At 72.8% G+C, this 17,307-nt stretch carries 14 protein-coding genes and 1 pseudogene; 6 read left to right on the top strand and 9 right to left on the bottom strand.

The genetic code is table 11. The features are described 5' to 3' along the window. The first annotated feature begins 129 nt into the window (after window positions 1-129). Window positions 130-1,197, top strand: a complete 1,068-nt coding sequence (locus ACIBJE_RS14730) for a glutathione S-transferase family protein (RefSeq protein ID WP_396748274.1) — start codon at window positions 130-132, stop codon at window positions 1,195-1,197. 230 nt (window positions 1,198-1,427) lie between these two features. Next, the gene (locus tag ACIBJE_RS14725; RefSeq protein ID WP_396748272.1) at window positions 1,428-2,687 is read left to right on the top strand and encodes a S8 family peptidase; all 1,260 of its coding nucleotides are present in this window, start codon (window positions 1,428-1,430) and stop codon (window positions 2,685-2,687) included. Window positions 2,688-2,819: 132 nt separating this feature from the next. Here ACIBJE_RS14725 and nuoH read toward each other — a convergent pair whose 3' ends face one another. Both nuoH and ACIBJE_RS14715 read right to left on the bottom strand, forming a co-directional pair. Continuing rightward, entirely contained in the window at window positions 2,820-3,782 is a 963-nt protein-coding gene (nuoH, locus tag ACIBJE_RS14720; RefSeq protein ID WP_396748270.1) for an NADH-quinone oxidoreductase subunit NuoH, read from the bottom strand. Beyond that, window positions 3,782-4,516 (bottom strand): NADH-quinone oxidoreductase subunit C, encoded by a 735-nt coding sequence (locus ACIBJE_RS14715; RefSeq protein ID WP_396748268.1) that lies wholly within the window; start codon window positions 4,514-4,516, stop codon window positions 3,782-3,784. The genes nuoH and ACIBJE_RS14715 overlap by 1 nt, the downstream gene beginning before the upstream one ends. 153 nt (window positions 4,517-4,669) lie before the next feature. On the opposite strand from ACIBJE_RS14715, the gene ACIBJE_RS14710 reads away from it, so the two are divergent. Further along, window positions 4,670-5,716 carry a glucose 1-dehydrogenase gene (locus tag ACIBJE_RS14710; protein WP_396748266.1) on the top strand — a complete coding sequence of 349 codons (1,047 nt, stop codon included), beginning with the start codon at window positions 4,670-4,672 and terminating at the stop codon, window positions 5,714-5,716. Window positions 5,717-5,788: 72 nt separating this feature from the next. Here the strand turns inward: ACIBJE_RS14710 and ACIBJE_RS14705 are convergent, their stop codons facing one another. From ACIBJE_RS14705 to ACIBJE_RS14685, 5 genes are all read right to left on the bottom strand, one after another. Next, window positions 5,789-7,105, bottom strand: coding sequence for a DUF2252 domain-containing protein (locus ACIBJE_RS14705; RefSeq protein WP_396748264.1), 1,317 nt, complete (start codon window positions 7,103-7,105; stop codon window positions 5,789-5,791). Between the two features lie 92 nt (window positions 7,106-7,197). After that, window positions 7,198-7,782 carry an NADH-quinone oxidoreductase subunit B gene (locus ACIBJE_RS14700; protein WP_396748262.1) on the bottom strand — a complete coding sequence of 195 codons (585 nt, stop codon included), beginning with the start codon at window positions 7,780-7,782 and terminating at the stop codon, window positions 7,198-7,200. A gap of 61 nt (window positions 7,783-7,843) precedes the next feature. Further along, window positions 7,844-9,376 (bottom strand): pyridoxal phosphate-dependent decarboxylase family protein, encoded by a 1,533-nt coding sequence (locus ACIBJE_RS14695; RefSeq protein WP_396748260.1) that lies wholly within the window; start codon window positions 9,374-9,376, stop codon window positions 7,844-7,846. Continuing rightward, window positions 9,373-10,761 (bottom strand): MFS transporter, encoded by a 1,389-nt coding sequence (locus tag ACIBJE_RS14690; protein WP_396748258.1) that lies wholly within the window; start codon window positions 10,759-10,761, stop codon window positions 9,373-9,375. Before ACIBJE_RS14690 ends, ACIBJE_RS14695 begins: the two co-directional genes overlap by 4 nt. Window positions 10,762-10,844: 83 nt before the next feature. Continuing rightward, window positions 10,845-11,153 carry an MGMT family protein gene (locus ACIBJE_RS14685; RefSeq protein WP_396748256.1) on the bottom strand — a complete coding sequence of 103 codons (309 nt, stop codon included), beginning with the start codon at window positions 11,151-11,153 and terminating at the stop codon, window positions 10,845-10,847. 13 nt (window positions 11,154-11,166) lie between these two features. Here ACIBJE_RS14685 and proB point away from each other — a divergent pair, with 13 nt between their 5' ends. The 3 genes from proB to ACIBJE_RS14670 all read left to right on the top strand — a co-directional run bounded on the left by proB (window position 11,167) and on the right by ACIBJE_RS14670 (window position 14,931). Next, window positions 11,167-12,324, top strand: a complete 1,158-nt coding sequence (proB, locus tag ACIBJE_RS14680) for a glutamate 5-kinase (RefSeq protein ID WP_396748672.1) — start codon at window positions 11,167-11,169, stop codon at window positions 12,322-12,324. Window positions 12,325-12,414: 90 nt separating this feature from the next. Continuing rightward, the gene (locus ACIBJE_RS14675) at window positions 12,415-13,659 is read left to right on the top strand and encodes a glutamate-5-semialdehyde dehydrogenase (RefSeq protein WP_396748254.1); all 1,245 of its coding nucleotides are present in this window, start codon (window positions 12,415-12,417) and stop codon (window positions 13,657-13,659) included. A 255-nt stretch (window positions 13,660-13,914) separates the two neighbouring features. Then, window positions 13,915-14,931 carry a methyltransferase gene (locus ACIBJE_RS14670; RefSeq protein WP_396748252.1) on the top strand — a complete coding sequence of 339 codons (1,017 nt, stop codon included), beginning with the start codon at window positions 13,915-13,917 and terminating at the stop codon, window positions 14,929-14,931. A gap of 154 nt (window positions 14,932-15,085) precedes the next feature. Here ACIBJE_RS14670 and ACIBJE_RS14665 read toward each other — a convergent pair whose 3' ends face one another. Further along, window positions 15,086-15,907 carry a prenyltransferase/squalene oxidase repeat-containing protein gene (locus tag ACIBJE_RS14665; protein ID WP_396748251.1) on the bottom strand — a complete coding sequence of 274 codons (822 nt, stop codon included), beginning with the start codon at window positions 15,905-15,907 and terminating at the stop codon, window positions 15,086-15,088. Window positions 15,908-16,042: 135 nt separating this feature from the next. Then, window positions 16,043-17,291: pseudogene (gene moeZ, locus ACIBJE_RS14660) on the bottom strand (adenylyltransferase/sulfurtransferase MoeZ). Between the last annotated feature and the right edge of the window lie 16 nt (window positions 17,292-17,307).

Raw genomic sequence — 17,307 nt, 5'->3', positions numbered from 1 at the left:
GGGACAGCCGGGCCGCCGGATGGTCGAGGTACAGCCGGTCGGCCGCTGCGACAAGTCGGTGGGCCGGCCGTTGGAAGATCGGACATGATGGGAGACGGCAGACGATCTGGCGCACCGCGAGGGGGCGACGTGAGCGACACCGGCAGCAGCTCGGCGACGAGCGACGACGAGGTCCTGCAGCGGACCGGGGGCAAGTACGTCGAGCCCGGAGGTGAGTTCACCCGCGACCAGCGCTACATCGCCACCCGGATCACCGCCGACGGGCGGGACGGCTATCCGGTGGAGCCCGGCCGGTACCGCCTGGCGGTGAGTCGGGCCTGCCCGTGGGCGAACCGGCTGATCATCGTCCGGCGGCTGCTCGGCCTGGAGGGGTCCATCTCGATGGCGGTGGCCGGTCCCACCCACGACAAGCGGAGCTGGACCTTCGACCTGGACCCGGACGGCCGGGACCCGGTGCTCGGCGTCGAACGACTGGCCGAGTCCTACTTCAAGCGCTTCCCCGGGTACGACCGGGGCATCACCGTGCCGGCGTTCGTGGACGAGCCGACCGGGCAGGTGGTCACCAACGACTACGCGCAGATGAGCCTGGACCTGTCGACGGAGTGGACCGCGCACCACCGGCCGGGCGCGCCGGAGCTCTACCCGGACCGGTTGCGCGCCGAGATCGACGAGGTCAACGCGCTGGTGTTCAAGGACGTCAACAACGGCGTCTACCGGTGTGGTTTCGCCGGCAGCCAGGAGGCGTACGAGCGGGCGTACCGCCGTCTCTTCGACCGGCTGGACTGGTTGAGCGAACGGCTGGCCGGCCAGCGCTACCTCGTCGGCGACACCATCACCGAGGCGGACGTGCGGCTGTTCACCACGCTGGTCCGCTTCGACCCGGTCTACCACGGCCACTTCAAGTGCAACCGGCAGAAGCTGTCCGAGATGCCGGTGCTCTGGGCGTACGCGCGGGACCTGTTCCAGACTCCCGGCTTCGGCGACACCATCGACTTCGACCACATCAAGCGGCACTACTACGAGGTGCACCGGGACATCAACCCGACCGGGGTGGTGCCGCTCGGCCCGGACCTGTCGAACTGGCTCACCCCGCACGGCCGGGAGGCCCTCGGTGGCCGGCCCTTCGGCGACGGCAGCGCCCCGCCGCCACCCCCGCCGGCCGAGCGGGTCGACCCCGCCCACACCCCGCTGGGCTGACCCCGGCCCTGGGTGCCCGCCCGTCCCGCCCGCCCGTCCCGCCCGGCAGTCCGGGTGGGGCGGGCGGTTCGGCAGGCATCCGGAACACGCAAGGACATCGACATTCCTCGCTCATTAACATAACGTTCAATCGAACCTGATCGAATTGTTGGCGATTCGGCCGACTCACGCCGGCCGACGTCCGGACACAGTGTCCACTGTGGACGAGGACTCCTGAGGAGGATCGAACCTTGCGGAAGTCAGGTGGCAGAACGGTACGCCGGGGCGTACTGGCCGGCATGGTCGCCGGTGCGCTCGTGGCCGCCATCGCCGCTCCGGCGGCGGCGGCCCCGCGTACGGCGACACCGGAGCGGCCCGTGCCCGCCCCGTTGCGGGCGGGCGGGCCGGAGGCCGCGCCGGACCGGTACATCGTGGTGCTCTCCGACTCACCGGCCGGCACCGACCGTGCCGCACGGACCGCACAGGCGCGCGTCGCCTCCGTCGCGGAGCGGGCCGGCGGCACCGTGCTGACCCGCTACACGCAGGTCCTCGACGGGTACGCGGCCCACCTGCCCCCGGCCGCCCTCGCCGCGGTGCGCAACGACCCCGCCGTGGCGTACGTCGAACGGGACACCCGCATCCGGGGCGGTCTGACCAGCGACGTGTCGACGCAGGCCACGCAGCCGAACCCGCCGTCGTGGGGGCTGGACCGCATCGACCAGCACTACCTGCCGCTGAACAACAGCTTCGGGTACACCTCGACCGGCTCCGGCGTCACGGTCTACGTGGTCGACTCCGGCATCCGGGCCACGCACGTCGACTTCGGCACCCGGGCCAGCGGGGTCTACGACGCGGTCGGCGACGGCAACGGCACCAACGACTGCCACGGTCACGGTACGCACGTGGCCGGCACCGTCGGCGGCGCGACGTACGGCGTCGCCAAGTCCGTGACCATCAAGGCGGTACGGGTCCTCCAGTGCGACAACACCGGCTGGACCTCGGACCTGATCGAGGGCATCGACTGGATCGCCGCCAACCACGACCCGGTCTCGGTGGCGAACTTCAGCCTCCAGGGCTACGGCACCACGCCGAACACCGCCGTGGAGAACCTGATCGACGAGGGCGTGCACGCGGTCTTCATCGCCAACAACTTCAACACCGACGCCTGCACGAACGGCCCGCGCTCGGCCCGGGGAGTCACGGTCGCCGCGACCGACTCCTCCGACACCCGGGCCTCGTTCTCCAGCTACGGCACGTGCGTCGACATCTTCGCCCCCGGCGTGAGCATCACGTCGGCCGGCATCGCCTCGAACACCGCGGTCGCCTCCGGCTGGTCCGGCACCTCGATGGCGGCGCCCCACGTCGCCGGGTGGCTGGCCCGGTACCGACAGCTCAACCCCACGGCCACGATCGCGACGGCCAAGAGCGCGTTGATCGCCGCCGCCACCACGGGCGTCGTGATCAACCCGGGCACCGGCTCACCGAACCGTCTGCTCTACGCCGCTCCATGACCGGGCCGTCCGGACGGGCCCAGACCCGCCCGGCCGGCTGCCGGTGAGTTGGCAGGGGGTGCCCCGCCGCCGCGAGAAGCGGTGGAGGGGTGCCCCCTTCTGCCTACCGAGGGGCGTGAGCGGGCGTCCCGGCTACGTCGCCACGCGGACGGCGGCGGTCAGGACGAGCTGGCCGAGCGCGACCGGCACGAGGACCAGCCAGCAGAGGCGCTGGAGCTGGTCCTCGCGGAGCCGGGGGTACGACACCCGCAGCCAGATGATCACGAACGAGACGGCGAAGACCTTCAGCAGCGTCCAGAGCCAGCCGAGGTACTCGTCGCCGAAGGGGCCCTGCCAGCCGCCGAGGAAGAGCACGGTGGTCAGCGCGGCGATCACCACGATGCCGACGTACTCGGCGAGGAGGAAGAAGGCGAACCGCAGGCCGGTGTACTCGGTCATGTAGCCGAAGACCAGTTCGGAGTCGGCGATCGGCATGTCGAACGGGGGCCGCCGGATCTCGGCGAGCCCGGCGACGAAGAACACCACCATCGCGGGGGCCTGCCAGAGCAGCCACCACGGCTGCCACGCCTCGACGATGCCGGGCAGGCTGAGCGTGCCGGCCGCCATCGCCACCGACGCGGCGGCCAGCACCAGGGGCAGCTCGTAGCCGAGCAGCTGGGCCGCGCCGCGCAGGCCGCCGAGGAGGCTGTACTTGTTGGCCGACGCCCAGGCCGACATGAGCACCGCGACCACGCCGACCCCGACCACGGCCAGGACGAAGAAGAGACCGATGTCCAGCGGTTGCCCGACCAGGTCGCCGGGACCGAGCGGGATCACCAGCAGGGCGAGCAGGTACGGCACCAGCGCCACCGCCGGGGCCAGCCGGAACACCGGCCGGTCCGCCTCACGCGGGGTGATGTCCTCCTTCTGCACGAACTTGATGCCGTCGGCGACGAGCTGGGCCCAGCCGTGGAAGCCACCGGCGTACATCGGGCCGAGCCGGCCCTGCATGTGCGCCATCACCTTGTGCTCGGCCTGCCCCACGACCAGCGGCAGGACCAGGAAGGCGGCGAGCACCCCGACCACCCGCAGGGTCAGCTCCAGCCAGAGCGGCATCAGACCGTACCCCCGCCGTCGCCGTCACCGGGCGCGGACCGCGGCGGTCGGTCACCGGGGGTGGGCCGCTGCGGCCGGTCGGTCGGGGGCCGGCGGGCCGGGCGGGCCGGCGTGCCGCCGCGCGGCCCCTCACCGACACCGCCGGCACCGGCCGGGGTCGGCGTGGAGCCCCACTCCCCCGGTGCGGGCACGCCCGGCGGGCGGACGGCCCGGCGGCCACCGCCGGCCACCGACTCGCCCGGTTCCTTCGCCCCCGGCCACGGTTTCGCCACCCGGGAGGCGAGCACGAACTCCTTACGCAGCGGATGCCCCTCGAACTGCGGCGGCAGCAGCAGCGGACGGAGCCCCTCGTGTCCGGCGAACGCGATGCCGAACATCTCGTGCGTCTCCCGCTCGTGCCAGGCCGCGCCGGGGTAGACGTCCACCACCGACGCCACCTCGGCGGCCTCCCGGGGCACCCGGGTGCGCAGCAGGATCCCGTGCCGGTGTGTGGTCGACCAGAGGTGGGCCACCACGTCGAAGCCGGCGTCCAACTCGTCGACGGCGGAGAGCCAATCGAAGAAGTCGCAGGCCAGGTCGGCGTCGTCCCGCGCCGCGCGCAGCGCGTCCCGCCAGCGGGCCGGTGGCATGTCGACGGTCGCGCGCGCGTACGCCTGGCCGCCGGAGACACCCGCGACCGCCGCCTCGTCCGCGACCAGCTCGACCAGCCGCCGCCCGACCCCCTCCGCCTCCATGCCCCGATCCTATGGCCCACTCGACCCTGGCACCCGCCCCCATCCTCCGATCATGAAGATGGCGGCGCTCCGGGCCGCGCGCCGCGTCGCCGACTCCATGGTCAACTGCGGTAACGCGGTGTGCACGGGGGTGGGAACGGGGAGGATCGGGTGGTGCGGGCGATAACGGTGGCACCGGGGGTGGCGGACTCCCTGCGGCTGGACGAGGCCTGGCCGGAACCGCATCCCGAGGAGGGGGCGATCCTGGTCGAGGCGCTCGCCGTGGGCATCTGCGGCACCGACCACGAGATCATCGCCGGGGAGTTCGGCGAGGCGCCCCCGGACGCCGACCGCCTGGTGCTCGGGCACGAGTCGCTGGGCCGGGTGCTGGAGGACCCGACCGGCACCCTGCGCCCTGGTGACCTGGTCGCCGGGATCGTCCGCCGCCCCGACCCGGTGCCCTGCGCCAACTGCGCGGTCGACGAGTGGGACATGTGCCGCAACGGCCGCTACACCGAGCACGGCATCAAGGAGCTGCCCGGCTTCGCCCGGGACCGCTGGCGCATCTCCCCGAAGTTCGCCATCGGCCTGGATCCCGACCTGGCCCACGTCGGGGTACTCCTCGAACCGGCCAGCGTGGTGGCCAAGGCGTGGGACCACATCGACCGGATCGGCCAGCGGGCCGAGTGGCAGCCGCAGACCGTGCTGGTCGCCGGGGCCGGGCCGATCGGCCTGCTCGCCGCGCTGCTGGCCAGCCAGCGGGGGCTGACCGTACACGTGCTGGACCGCACCCCGAGCGGACCGAAACCCGCGCTGGTGGCGGCGCTCGGCGCGACGTACCACACGAGCACGGTCAACGAGCTGGACTTCGCACCCGACATCACCGTGGAGTGCACCGGTGCCCCGACCGTGGTGCTGGACGTGATGTGCAAGGCCGCCCCGATCGGCATCGTCTGCCTCACCGGCGTCTCCAGCGGTGGGCGCATCATCGACTTCGACGCGGGCGCGCTGAACCGGACCCTGGTGCTGGAGAACAACGTCGTCTTCGGCTCGGTCAACGCCAACCGCCGACACTGGGAGCTGGCCGCTGCGGCCCTCGGCCGGGCCGACCCGTCCTGGCTCGACAGCCTGGTCACCCGCCGGCTCCCGGTCGAGGCGTACGCCGAGGCGTACCACCCCGGCCTGGAGGACATCAAGGTGGTGCTGGAGTTCGCCCGCTGACCCGACCGGGCCGCCCGGGTCGGGTCGGCGGAGCAGGCCGGGTCAGCGGAGCGGGGTCAGCGGCCGGGCACCTCAGAGGCCGGGCAGCTGGCCGTTGCGGAACAGGTCGACGAAGAGCTGGTGGTCCTGGCGGGCCTGGAGGCCGTACGTGTGGGCGAACTCCACCAGGTGCGTCACGAAACCCTGCTCGTCGGCGTCGACCACGGCGACGATCGCCTCCTCGGTGGAGTAGTCGACCAGGTCGTGGCTGGACTCGTCGTCGGCGACCGAGTGCATCCGGGCGACCGCCCGACCCAGGTCGGCGATCACCCCGGCCAGTTCCTCCGGCTCGTTGACGTCGGCCCAGTCCAGGTCGGCGGCGTACGGGGAGACCTCGGCGACCAGCTGGCCCACCCCGTTCAGCTCGGTGAAGCCCAGCCACGGGTCGGCGTGTGCCTGGAGTGCCCGCTGCGACTCGGCCGTCCGGTGCCCCTGGTGCCGGAAGTAGCCACGGACGCCCTCGTCGTCGATGTGCCGGGCCACGGCGGGCACCTGGGCCTGCTTCATGTAGATGACGACGTCGTTCTCCAGCGCCTGGGTGTGCCCCTCCAGCAGGAGGTTGTACGACGGCAGGCCGGCCGAGCCGATGCCCACGCCCTTGCGCAGCACCACGTCCTTGACCTGGGCGGCGACCGGGCGCAGCCGGGCACTGGAGGCGGGCAACGTGTCCAGGTAGCGGTGGAACGACTGGCAGACCGCCTCCCGGGTCACCTCGTCGACCTCGTAGACCCCGTCGCCGAGGGAGAAGCGGCGCTCGTAGTTGTCGACGGTGGTCTGCGCGGCGAGCAGGTCGACCCGGGTGTTCAGCCGGGCCTGCTGGAGCACCCGGCGCAGCACGCCGTCCGCGTTGTCCAGGGTGATCGAGCCGATCGCGTCGTCCCCGCCGTGCGCGATGGCCCGCAGCTCGGTGAGGTACGACCGGGCGAAGGCCTGCACCAGGCCGCTGATCACCTGGTCGGAGAGGGCCTTGGCGTACCCGATCAGCGCCACGCTCGCCACGAACCGCTTCAGGTCCCAGGAGAAGGGGCCGACGTACGCCTCGTCGAAGTCGTTGACGTTGAACACCAGCTGCCCGGAGGCGTTCATGTAGGTGCCGAAGTTCTCCGCGTGCAGGTCACCGTGGATCCACACCCGGCTGGTCCGCTCGTCGAGGAAGCGGTCGTCGGCGTACGCGCCGACCTGGTCGGCGTAGAAGAGCGAGGCGCTGCCCCGGTAGAAGGCGAACGGCGAGGCGGCCATCTTGCGGAACTTACGACGGAAGGCCGCCGGGTCGAGGGCCATCGACGGCCCGAACTCCTCGATCAGGACGTCGACGATGTGCGCGGAACGGCGGTCCAGGGTCTGGCTCATGGACGCTCACGCTAGTCCCCGACCACCACGACTTGATCTTCGCCTGCCGACCGGAACGGCGTGCCTGGTCACCCGTTCCGAGGACGGACGGTTCAGTCGGCGGTGGGCGGGCGGACCACCGGTGCGGTGAGCGACTCGACCGGGCGGGACGGCGACGCGGCACCCGGCGACGGGGCGTCCGCCGGGGAGGCCAGCGGGTCCGGGCGCGGAACCCCGCCGAGCCCGGACTGCTCGGCGGCGATCTTCTCCTGGAGGCGCAGGATGCCGTGCAGCAGCGCCTCCGGCCGGGGCGGGCAGCCGGGCACGTAGACGTCGACCGGGATGAGCTGGTCGACCCCCTTCGTCACCGAGTACGAGTCCCAGTACGGCCCACCGCAGTTCGAGCAGGCGCCGAAGGAGATGACGTACTTCGGCTCGGGCATCTGGTCGTAGAGACGCTTGATCGCCGGGGCCATCTTGTCGGTGACCGTGCCGGAGACCACCATCAGGTCGGCCTGGCGGGGGCCGTGCGCGAAGGGGATCACACCGAGCCGCATGAAGTCGTGCCGTCCCATGCTGGTCGCGATGAACTCGATCGCGCAGCAGGCCAGCCCGAAGTTGAAGACCCAGAGCGAGTAGCGGCGGCCCCAGTTGAGCACGAACCGGATCGGCTCACCGAGCACTCCCGGTAGCTGCACCCCGACCTCCTCCCGTCGCCCCGACCAACAGTCAACCACAGCGTCCCGGGAGCACCCGGGATCAGTAGGTGGGGCGTTGGAGCAGGCTGACGAACTCGACCAGCAGCCGCTCGCGCAGGGCCGGCTGGGCAGCGTCGAGCAGCGTGTTCACCGTGGCCGTCCGGTCCGGCAGGCCCCCGGCCCCGCCCAGGCCGAGCCCTTCGGCGAGACCCGCCACCAGCTCGGGAGTGAGCGCGTCCGGGCTGAGCCCGGCGGCCAGGCTGAGCAGTTCCGCCGGCAGGCGGACCGGACCCGTGGCGCGGGCCGCCGCGACCGCGTCGGCGAGGTCCGGGCCGAACTCGGTGACCTTCGGGGCCACCGAGGCGGTGACGGTCAGGTGGACGCTCGCCGGCAGGTCGCCGTACGCCATCTGGGGTTGGGTGTGCCAGCCCCGCACGGTCAGCTCGTCGACCAGGACGAAGAGGTCGAGTCCGGGGTCGGTGCTGGTGAAGCAGACGACGGTGGTCTCCGGCTCGGCCATCAGCCGCAGCCCCTCGGTGGCCCGCACCGACGCCGCCAGGTGGCGGACCGCCTCGACGGTACGGCCGGCCAGCTCGACGTAGCCGGCGTCGCCGATGTGTCGCAGGGTGGCGTAGGCGGCGGCGATCGGTCCACCGGAACGGGTGGAGGCGATCACCGGGTTGATCATCGTGTAGCCGGGCCAGTCGGCGAAGGCGAAGTACTGGGGGGCGCGCAGCGCCGGGTCCCGGTGCAGCAGCACCGACACCCCCTTCGGGGCGTACGCGTACTTGTGCAGGTCCACCGAGATCGAGGTGACCCCGGGCACGGAGAGGTCGAACCGGGGCACCGGCCAGCCGAGCCGACGCAGGTACGGCAGGGTCCAGCCGCCGAAGCAGGCGTCCACGTGGCAGCGCACCCCGGACCGGGCGGCCACCGCCGCGATCTGCTCCACCGGATCGACCACCCCGTGCGCGTAGGAGGGCGCGGAGCAGGCCACCAGCACGGTCTCGGGCCGGACAGCGGCGGCCACGTCGGCGACCTCCGGCCGCAGCGTCCGGGGGGAGACGGGCACCGCGTCGAGCGCCACCCGCAGGTAGTGCGCCGCCTTGGCGAAGGCCGCGTGCGCGCTGACCGGCACCACGATCCGGGGTTCGGCGATGTCGGGGCGGGCGTCCCGGGCGGCCTTCACCGCCAGGATCAGCGACTCGGTACCCCCGCTGGTGACACTTCCGACCGCCTCCGGGGCGGCCGTGCCGGGCCCGCCGCCGAGCAGCTTCACCGCCGCCCCGACCAGCGCGTTCTCCATCGCCAGCAGGGACGGGAAGGCGGTCGGGTCGAGTCCGTTGACGTGCGCGCTGCCCGCGTGGGCGGCGCTGGTCAGCTCGTCCAGACCGGGGACCGCCGGGTCGTAGACGTAGGCGAAGAGACGTCCGCCGTGGGTGGGGCGGTCGGCGGCGCGCAGTGCCCGGATCTCGGCGAGCACCTGCTCCGCCGGTACGCCCCGCGCCGGCAACGCCGACGGCACCCCGTCCGCCGGACCGGTCGGATCCGCGCCCTCCGGGTTGCTCGGAGCCGTCCTGAGGTCGTCGGTCATCGGTTGGTGGTCCCCTTCTGTACGCGGTCGGCGGCTCGGTCGGCGGCCCGCTCGGCGGTGGCGAGCCGCTCGGCGGTCAGGTCGTAGCGACGCAGCAGCAGCACGACCGGGCCGACCAGCAGCGCCGGCAGTACGGTGAAGCCGAGCAGCACACCGAGGCGGGCGGTGTCGGACTGGGCCGCCGCCGAGCCGGTCGCCGAGGAGACGTATCCGGAGAGCTGGAGCACCAGCCCGTAGATGCCGGGACCGAGGGCCAGTCCGAAGGTCTCCCCCGCCGTCCAGAGTCCGGTGAACACGCCGGCCTGGCGGCGGCCGGTGCGCGCGGTGTCGTACGCGATGCAGTCGGGCAGCATGGCCAGCGCGAAGACCTGCTGCCCGGCGTAGCCGCACCCGATCGCCGCGACCAGCGGGTAGACCACGGCCGGGGGCAGCACCGGCGCGGCGGCCAGCGCCAGCGCGCCGGCCGCGAAGAGCACCGACGCGGCGACCAGTGCCGCACGCTTGCCCACCCGCGCGCCGACCCGGGTCCACAGCGGCATGACCAGCAGGGCGGGGCCGACGAAGCAGGCGAACAGCAGGGTCGGCCCGGTCTCCGGCTCGACGAGGATCTGGTCGGCGAAGTAGTTGACCCCGGCGAGAATGGTCGCCACCCCGGCCGACTGCACCACGAAGCAGATCAGCAGCACCCGGAACGGGCGGTTGCGGCCGGCGACGGCGAGCTGCGCACGCAGGGTCGGCTCGCTCTCCCCGACCTCGCCGGCCGGGGCACCGCGGGTGCCGAGGAACGCGCCGAGCGCACCGGCCACGATCAGGGCTGCGACGAACAACCCCATCCAGCGATGCCCGGGCACGCCGTCCCCACCGGCGGTGACCACCAGCGGCGCGACCGCACCGGACACCAGGATGGCCACCGCCAGGACGGCGATCCGCCAGCTCATCAGCCGGGTCCGTTCGGCGTAGTCGCCGGTCAACTCGGCCGGCATCGCCACGTACGGCACCTGGAAGAAGGCGAACGCGGTCGCGGTGGCCAGGAAGGCGACGGCGACGTACACCGCGGCGGCCGGGCCGGTGCCGAACGGCGCGGCGAAGATCGCGGCGAACAGCACGGCGAGGGCGATCCCGGCGAGGAGCAGGTACGGCCGGCGCGCGCCCCAGCGGGAGCGGGTCCGGTCGGAGATCCGCCCGGCGACCGGGTTGACCAGCACGTCCCACGCCTTGGGCAGGAGCACCAGCAGGGCGGCCAGACCGGCCGCGACGCCCAGGGTGTCGGTGAGGTACGGCAGCAGCAACAACCCCGGGACCGTGCCGAAGGCCCCGGTCGCCAGGGAACCGAGGGCATAGCCGAGGTGCACCCGACGGGGCAGCTCAGCCGGCGACGCACTCATGGAGCCGAATGGTACTCACATTGTGTCCGCCGTCACGTCCTCGGGTGGAGGCGGGCGGGGCTGGAGCAGCACGGCTGGAGCGCTCAGTGCTCCGGCTGCCAGTCGGCGGCGGTCATGTCCACCCGGTCGCCGCGCAGCGGGGTGCCCTCGGCGCGCAGCCGGGCCCGTGCCTCCCGCTCGTGGCCGGGTGGGAGGCGGCCCGCCGCGTTGACGACCCGGTGCCAGGGCACCCCACCGCCGTGCCGGGCCATGATCGATCCGACCAGTCGGGCCGAGGCGCGACCGCTGCGCTCGGCCAGCGCGTCGGCGACCCCGCCGTACGACATCACCCGCCCCGGGGGGATCCGCTCGACCAGATCCAGCACCGCCTCGACGTACTCCTCGGGTGTCATGGCCAGCCACGATATGGGAACGGCGGCGGGCGGAGCAGGACCGACCACGCAGAATGGGCGGGTGCGCGAAGCAGTGACCACAGCCCGACGCGTCGTCGTCAAGATCGGTTCCTCCTCCCTGACCACGGCCGGCGGGGGGCTGGACGAGACCCGCGTGACGGATCTGGTGGACGCCCTCGCCACTCTGGTCGGGCACGGCCGTGAGGTGGTCCTGGTCTCCTCCGGCGCGATCGCCGCCGGGCTGGCCCCGCTCGGCCTGCCCCGCCGTCCCCGCGACCTGGCCACCCAGCAGGCCGCCGCGAGCGTCGGGCAGGGCCTGCTGATCGGCCGGTACGCGGCCAGCTTCGCCCGGCACGGGCTGACCGTCGGACAGGTGCTACTCACCGTCGACGACGTCACCCGCCGGGCGCACTACCGCAACGCGTACCGGACCCTGCGCAAGCTGCTCGACCTGCGGGCGGTGCCGATCGTCAACGAGAACGACACGGTGGCCACCGAGGAGATCAGGTTCGGCGACAACGACCGGCTCGCCGCGCTGGTGGCCGCGCTGGTCCACGCCGACCTGCTGGTGCTCCTCTCCGACGTCGACGCGCTCTGGACCGGTGATCCGGCCCGCCCGGAGTCGACCCGGATCACCGAGGTCCACGGTGAGGGGGACCTCGCCGGGGTGGAGATCGGCGGGGCGGGCCGGGCCGGGGTGGGCACCGGCGGCATGGTGACCAAGGTCGAGGCGGCCCGGATCGCCACCGGCTTCGGCATCCCGGTGGTGCTCACCGCCGCGCCGCTGGCCGCCGCCGCGCTGGCCGGCGAGCCGGTCGGCACCTTCTTCCACCCGGTACGCCGGCGGCCCACCGCCCGCCTCTTCTGGCTCGCCCACGCCACCTCCCCCCGGGGCCGCCTGCATCTCGACCCGGGTGCGGTCCAGGCCGTGGTGGGCCGACGCAAGTCCCTGCTCCCGGCCGGCATCACCGCCGTCGACGGCGCGTTCACCGCCGGGGATCCGGTGGACCTCGTCGACGCCGGGGGCGCGCCGGTCGCCCGGGGGCTGGTCAACTACGACGCGGTGGAACTGCCCGGCCTGCTCGGACGCTCCACCTCCGAACTCGCCGCGGCGCTCGGCCCGGCGTACGAGCGTGAGGTGGTCCACCGCGACGACCTGGTGTTGCTGTGACGGCGGGTGCGCCGGGGTGAGGTGGTTGCAGGGGTCCCCTGCTACGCAAAAAGCGGTAACAGGGGACCCCTCCTAACAGGAAGGTGAAAGATGAGCGTTACCGAGCAGGCCCGTCGGGCGCGGGAGGCGGCGGGGGCGTTGGCCGTGGCGACGCGTACCGCGAAGGACGCCGCCCTGCATGCGATGGCCGACGCGCTGGTGGCGCGTACGCGTGAGATCCTGACCGCGAACGCGGCGGACCTGGCGGCCGGGCGGGAGGCCGGGCTGAGCGCGGCCGTGCTGGACCGGCTGGCGCTGGACGCGGGGCGGGTGGCCGGGATCGCCGACGCGCTGCGGCAGATGGCCGCGCTGCCCGACCCGGTCGGTGAGGTGGTGCGTGGCTCGACGCTGCCGAACGGGTTGGAGCTGCGGCAGATCCGGGTGCCGTTCGGGGTGGTCGGAATCATCTACGAGGCCCGCCCGAACGTCACCGTCGACGCCGCCGGCATCTGTCTGAAGTCCGGCAACGCGGCGCTGCTGCGCGGGTCGTCCTCGGCGGCGCACTCGAACGCGGCGCTGGTGGCGGTGCTGCGGGACGCGGTCGCCTCGGCCGGCCTGCCGGCGGACGCGGTGCAGCTGCTCGACGCCACCTCACGCGACTCGGTCAAGGAGCTGATGCGGGCCCGGGGCCTGGTGGACGTCCTGATCCCGCGCGGCGGGGCGTCGCTGATCCGCACCGTGGTCGAGGAGTCGACGGTGCCGGTGATCGAGACCGGGGTGGGCAACTGCCACGTCTACGTGGACGCCGCCGCCGACCTGGCGAAGGCGGTCGCAATCACTCTGAACGCCAAGACGCAGCGCCTCTCCACCTGCAACACCGCCGAGTCGCTGCTGGTACACGCCGACGTCGCGGACGCCTTCCTGCCGGCGGTGCTGGCCGCGTTCGCCGAGGCCGGGGTGACCGTGCACGGCGACGCGCGGGTGGCCGCGTACTCGGCCGCGGTGGTGCCCGCCACCGACGAGGACTTCGCCACCGAGTACCTGTCGGCGGACATCTCGGCCGCCGTCGTCGGCTCGCTGGACGCGGCGGTCGCGCACATCCGGCGGTACGGCAGCGGCCACACCGAGGCGATCGTCACCGACTCGCAGGCGGCGGCCCGGGAGTTCGTGGCCCGGGTGGACTCGGCGGCGGTGATGGTGAACGCCTCGACCCGGTTCACCGACGGCGGCGAGTTCGGCTTCGGCGCGGAGATCGGCATCTCCACCCAGAAGCTGCACGCCCGGGGACCGATGGGCCTGCCCGAGCTGACCAGCACGAAGTACGTGGTCACCGGCGACGGCCACCTGCGCGGCTGACCGTGCTCCCGGTCGGGGTCGGCGGTGCGTCCGCTCCCGACCGGGAACAGCCGACGTTCCGGAGCCCGGGCCGGCGGCCCGAAGCGCGGTGACGGTGGTTGCGGCGGCGAAGCGGCGGTGGCGGCGGACAGGGCAGGGAACAGAGCGCAGGGCGCGGACCCCGGCCTCACCGAGCGTGTCCGGCTAATGGACACGCCGACACGGACTATCGGATTCCCGACACCCAATCACGGGGAAAAATGATCACATGTCTTCATGATCACCCCCACTCCCCTCATGCAACTCGTGACCGGTTACTGGTCGTTCAAGACCCTTGCCGCCGCCGTCGAACTCGACCTGTTCGGGCGGCTGGCCGGAGGGCGGGTGGTCACCCGGGAGGACGCCGAGAAGGAGTTCGGCCTTCCCGAGCGTCCGGCGGACCTGCTGCTCGCCGCGTGCGCCTCCCTCGGCCTGCTGGAGAAGGCCGGCGACGGCTACCGCAACACCGCGCTGACCGAGGAGTTCCTCGTCCCGGGTCGGCCGCACTACTTCGGCGGCCAGGTGCGCTACTGCGACGAGCGCACCTACCTGCCCTACCACCGTCTCGGCGAGGCGCTGCGCACCGACCGGCCGTTGACCTGGGACCCGGAGACGCAGGATTCGCTGTTCACCACCGCCGACCCGGAAATGCTGGCGCTGTTCTGGGAGGCGATGTACTCCACCTCGGCCTTCACCGCACGGGCGCTCGGTGAGGCGTACGACTTCGGCACGCGCCAGCGGCTGCTCGACGTCGGTGGCGGGGCCGGGGCCTTCCCGATCGAGCTGTGCCGGCAATACCCGGAGCTGCGGGCCACCATCTTCGACCTGCCGCACGTCACGGCCAAGGCGGAGGAGAAGATTGCCGCCGTCGGGCTCGCCGACCGGATCGGCACGGCCAGCGGGAACTTCCTCACCGACCGGGCGCTGCCGACCGGCCACGACGTAATCCTGTTGAGCATGATCCTGCACGACTGGAACGAGGCGCAGAACCGGTCGATTCTGGACAAGTGTTACGAAGCGCTGCCCTCCGGCGGTGCGATCGTCATCTGCGAGCTGCTGCTCAACGACGAGCGGACCGGCCCACCGGCAGCGGCCCTGATGGGTATGACCATGCTCGTCGAGACCGAGGGCGGCCGGAACTACTCCGGCGCCGAGTACGCCGCCTGGCTGACCGATGCCGGCTTCACCGACGTACGGACGATCACGTTCGACGCGCCGGGGGCCAACGGCGCGGTGGTGGCCCGCCGCCCCTGAGCCGGTCGCGTCCGAGGTCTGAGCAGGGGTCCCCTGTTACCGCCTGGTGCGTAGCAGGGGACCCCTGCTCATCCCCGAACCGGACTCAGCCTCATCCCCGAACCGGGTTCAGCCTCTTCCCCGAACCGGGTTCAGGCTCATCCGCAGGCCGGGCTCAGCGGAAGGCGCGGATCGCCGCGAGAGTGGTGTGCACGTCGAACTGGTGACCGTCGTCGCTGTCCCAGCCGCCGTCGGTGCGCTGTGTGGTGGCGAGCCGGTGGCGGGCGGCCACCAGCGTCCACTCCGCCGCCGGCACGTCGACCCGGCGCAGGGTCGCCGCCAGCCAGGCCACGTCGGCCGAGGACATGTCGCGTATCCGCTCGTCGAGCACCGCCCGGATCCGTGCCGCCTCGTCGTACATCTGCTGGAGGTGCAGCACGGCGGCGCTGAGCCAGCCCACCGGCAGGTACGACGGCCAGGTGCCGTCGGGGCGGAGGGCATCGGCCAGGGCGCGGGCGGCGGCGTGCACGACGCCGGCGTACACCCCGCCCACCCGGTCGTCGAGTGGGCCGGCGGCCCGGGCGTCGCGGCCGGCGACGCTGAGCCGGAAGGCGGCGTTCGCGGTGAGGTAGAGCCGTGCCTCCGGATCCCCGGGACGGGCCCAGGCCGGGGCGGTGTCGGCCAGCGCCGGGTCCTCCTCCCAGCAGCCGTCGGGCTGCTGGCGGGCGGCGAGCCAGTCCAGCGCCCTGCGGGCGGCCGGACGGCCGAGCGCACCGAGGTCGTCCAGCTCACCGAGGCGGAAGCAGGTCGCGTCCACCGAGGTGACGTCGCCCGCCCACATCGCCGGCCAGCCGCCGTCGGGCGCCTGCCCCAACTCGGCCAGGCCGAGGATCTCCGGCGGGGGCGGCGTGCCCGCGCGGAGCCAGCCGAGCCGCGCCCGGTCCACTGCGTCACCGTGCGCCACGACGAAGCCGATGGCGCCGTCCAGATCGACCACGACGACGACGCTACCGACGCCGGCCGGGTCGCGCCTCGGTAGCTCGGCCGACGAAACCCCAGCTGGCGGGGGTACGCGGATCCGGGGTGGACATGTTAGGGCCCCGCCGTCCGGCGGGCCCCTAACATGGACGGCTCAGTACGCGGGCAGCGAGGGATCGATCTGCTTGATCCAGGAGAGCACGCCGCCCTGGACGTGCACCGCGTCGGAGAACCCGGCCGCCTTGAGCGCGGCGAGCGCCTCGGCGGAGCGGACGCCGGACTTGCAGTGCAGCACGATCTGCCGGTCCTGCGGGAACTTCGCCAGCGCCTCGCCGGAGAGGATCTCGCCCTTGGGGATCAGGGTGGACCCGGGGATGCGGACGATCTCGTACTCGGCCGGCTCCCGGACGTCGACCAGGAAGACGTCCTTGCCGGCGTCCTGCCACTCCTTCAGCTCGGTGGCGGTGATGGTCGCGTCGACCACCGCCTCCTGTGCCTCGACCGAGACCGCGCCGCAGAAGTCCTCGTAGTCCTCGAGCAGGTCGGTGACGGTCGGGTTCTCGCCGCAGAGGACGCAGTCCGGGTCCTTCCGGACCTTGATCTTGCGGTAGCTCATCTCCAGGGCGTCGTAGACCATCAGCCGGCCGACGAGCGGCTCCCCGATGCCGGCGAGCAGCTTGATCGCCTCGTTCACCTGGATCGAGCCGATCGACGCGCAGAGCACGCCGAGCACGCCGCCCTCGGCGCAGGAGGGGACCATGCCGGGCGGCGGGGGCTCCGGGTAGAGGCAGCGGTAGCAGGGGCCGTGCTCGGCCCAGAACACCGACGCCTGGCCGTCGAAGCGGTAGATCGACCCCCAGACGTACGGCTTGCCGAGCAGCACCGCCGCGTCGTTGACCATGTACCGGGTGGCGAAGTTGTCGGTGCCGTCGACGATCAGGTCGTACCGGGAGAAGATGTCCCGGACGTTGTCCCGGTCCAGCGCGGTGTTGTGGATCTCGACGGTGACCAGCGGGTTGATCTCGCGGACCGTGGCGGCGGCGGACTCGGCCTTGGACCGGCCGACGTCGGACTGGCCGTGGATGACCTGGCGCTGGAGGTTGGATTCGTCGACCGTGTCGAAGTCGATGATGCCGAGCGTCCCCACGCCGGCCGCCGCGAGGTACATCAGCGCGGGTGAGCCGAGGCCGCCCGCGCCCACGCAGAGCACCCGGGCGTTCTTCAGCCGCTTCTGCCCCTCCACCCCGACGTCCGGGATGATCAGGTGGCGCGAGTAGCGGCGGATCTCGTCAACGGTCAGCTCGGCGGCGGGTTCGACGAGCGGGGGCAACGACACGGTGGACTCCCCGGGATCGGCGTTGGTTGCCGCGCCATTGTTGCTCGCCGGGCCGCTGGTCGGCCATGAGGAGGGACACGTCG

It is taken from the genome of Micromonospora sp. NPDC050187 (assembly GCF_044459745.1).
Lineage (GTDB): Bacteria > Actinomycetota > Actinomycetes > Mycobacteriales > Micromonosporaceae > Micromonospora.
The sequence above is the reverse complement of the archived record's forward strand: the minus strand, read 5'-3'. Positions and strand labels throughout refer to the sequence as shown.

Coding starts and splice junctions, on each gene's coding strand:
- nuoH (WP_396748270.1), bottom strand. CDS start 3,782: ATGCCGCTCTGGCTGGAGCTGACCCTGCGGGTGGTCGGGGTGCTCGCC.
- ACIBJE_RS14715 (WP_396748268.1), bottom strand. CDS start 4,516: ATGGAGGCGGAGGGGGTCGGGCGGCGGCTGGTCGAGCTGGTCGCGGAC.
- ACIBJE_RS14705 (WP_396748264.1), bottom strand. CDS start 7,105: ATGAGCCAGACCCTGGACCGCCGTTCCGCGCACATCGTCGACGTCCTG.
- ACIBJE_RS14695 (WP_396748260.1), bottom strand. CDS start 9,376: ATGACCGACGACCTCAGGACGGCTCCGAGCAACCCGGAGGGCGCGGAT.
- ACIBJE_RS14690 (WP_396748258.1), bottom strand. CDS start 10,761: ATGAGTGCGTCGCCGGCTGAGCTGCCCCGTCGGGTGCACCTCGGCTAT.
- ACIBJE_RS14685 (WP_396748256.1), bottom strand. CDS start 11,153: ATGACACCCGAGGAGTACGTCGAGGCGGTGCTGGATCTGGTCGAGCGG.
- proB (WP_396748672.1), top strand. CDS start 11,167: ATGGGAACGGCGGCGGGCGGAGCAGGACCGACCACGCAGAATGGGCGG.
- ACIBJE_RS14675 (WP_396748254.1), top strand. CDS start 12,415: ATGAGCGTTACCGAGCAGGCCCGTCGGGCGCGGGAGGCGGCGGGGGCG.
- ACIBJE_RS14670 (WP_396748252.1), top strand. CDS start 13,915: ATGATCACCCCCACTCCCCTCATGCAACTCGTGACCGGTTACTGGTCG.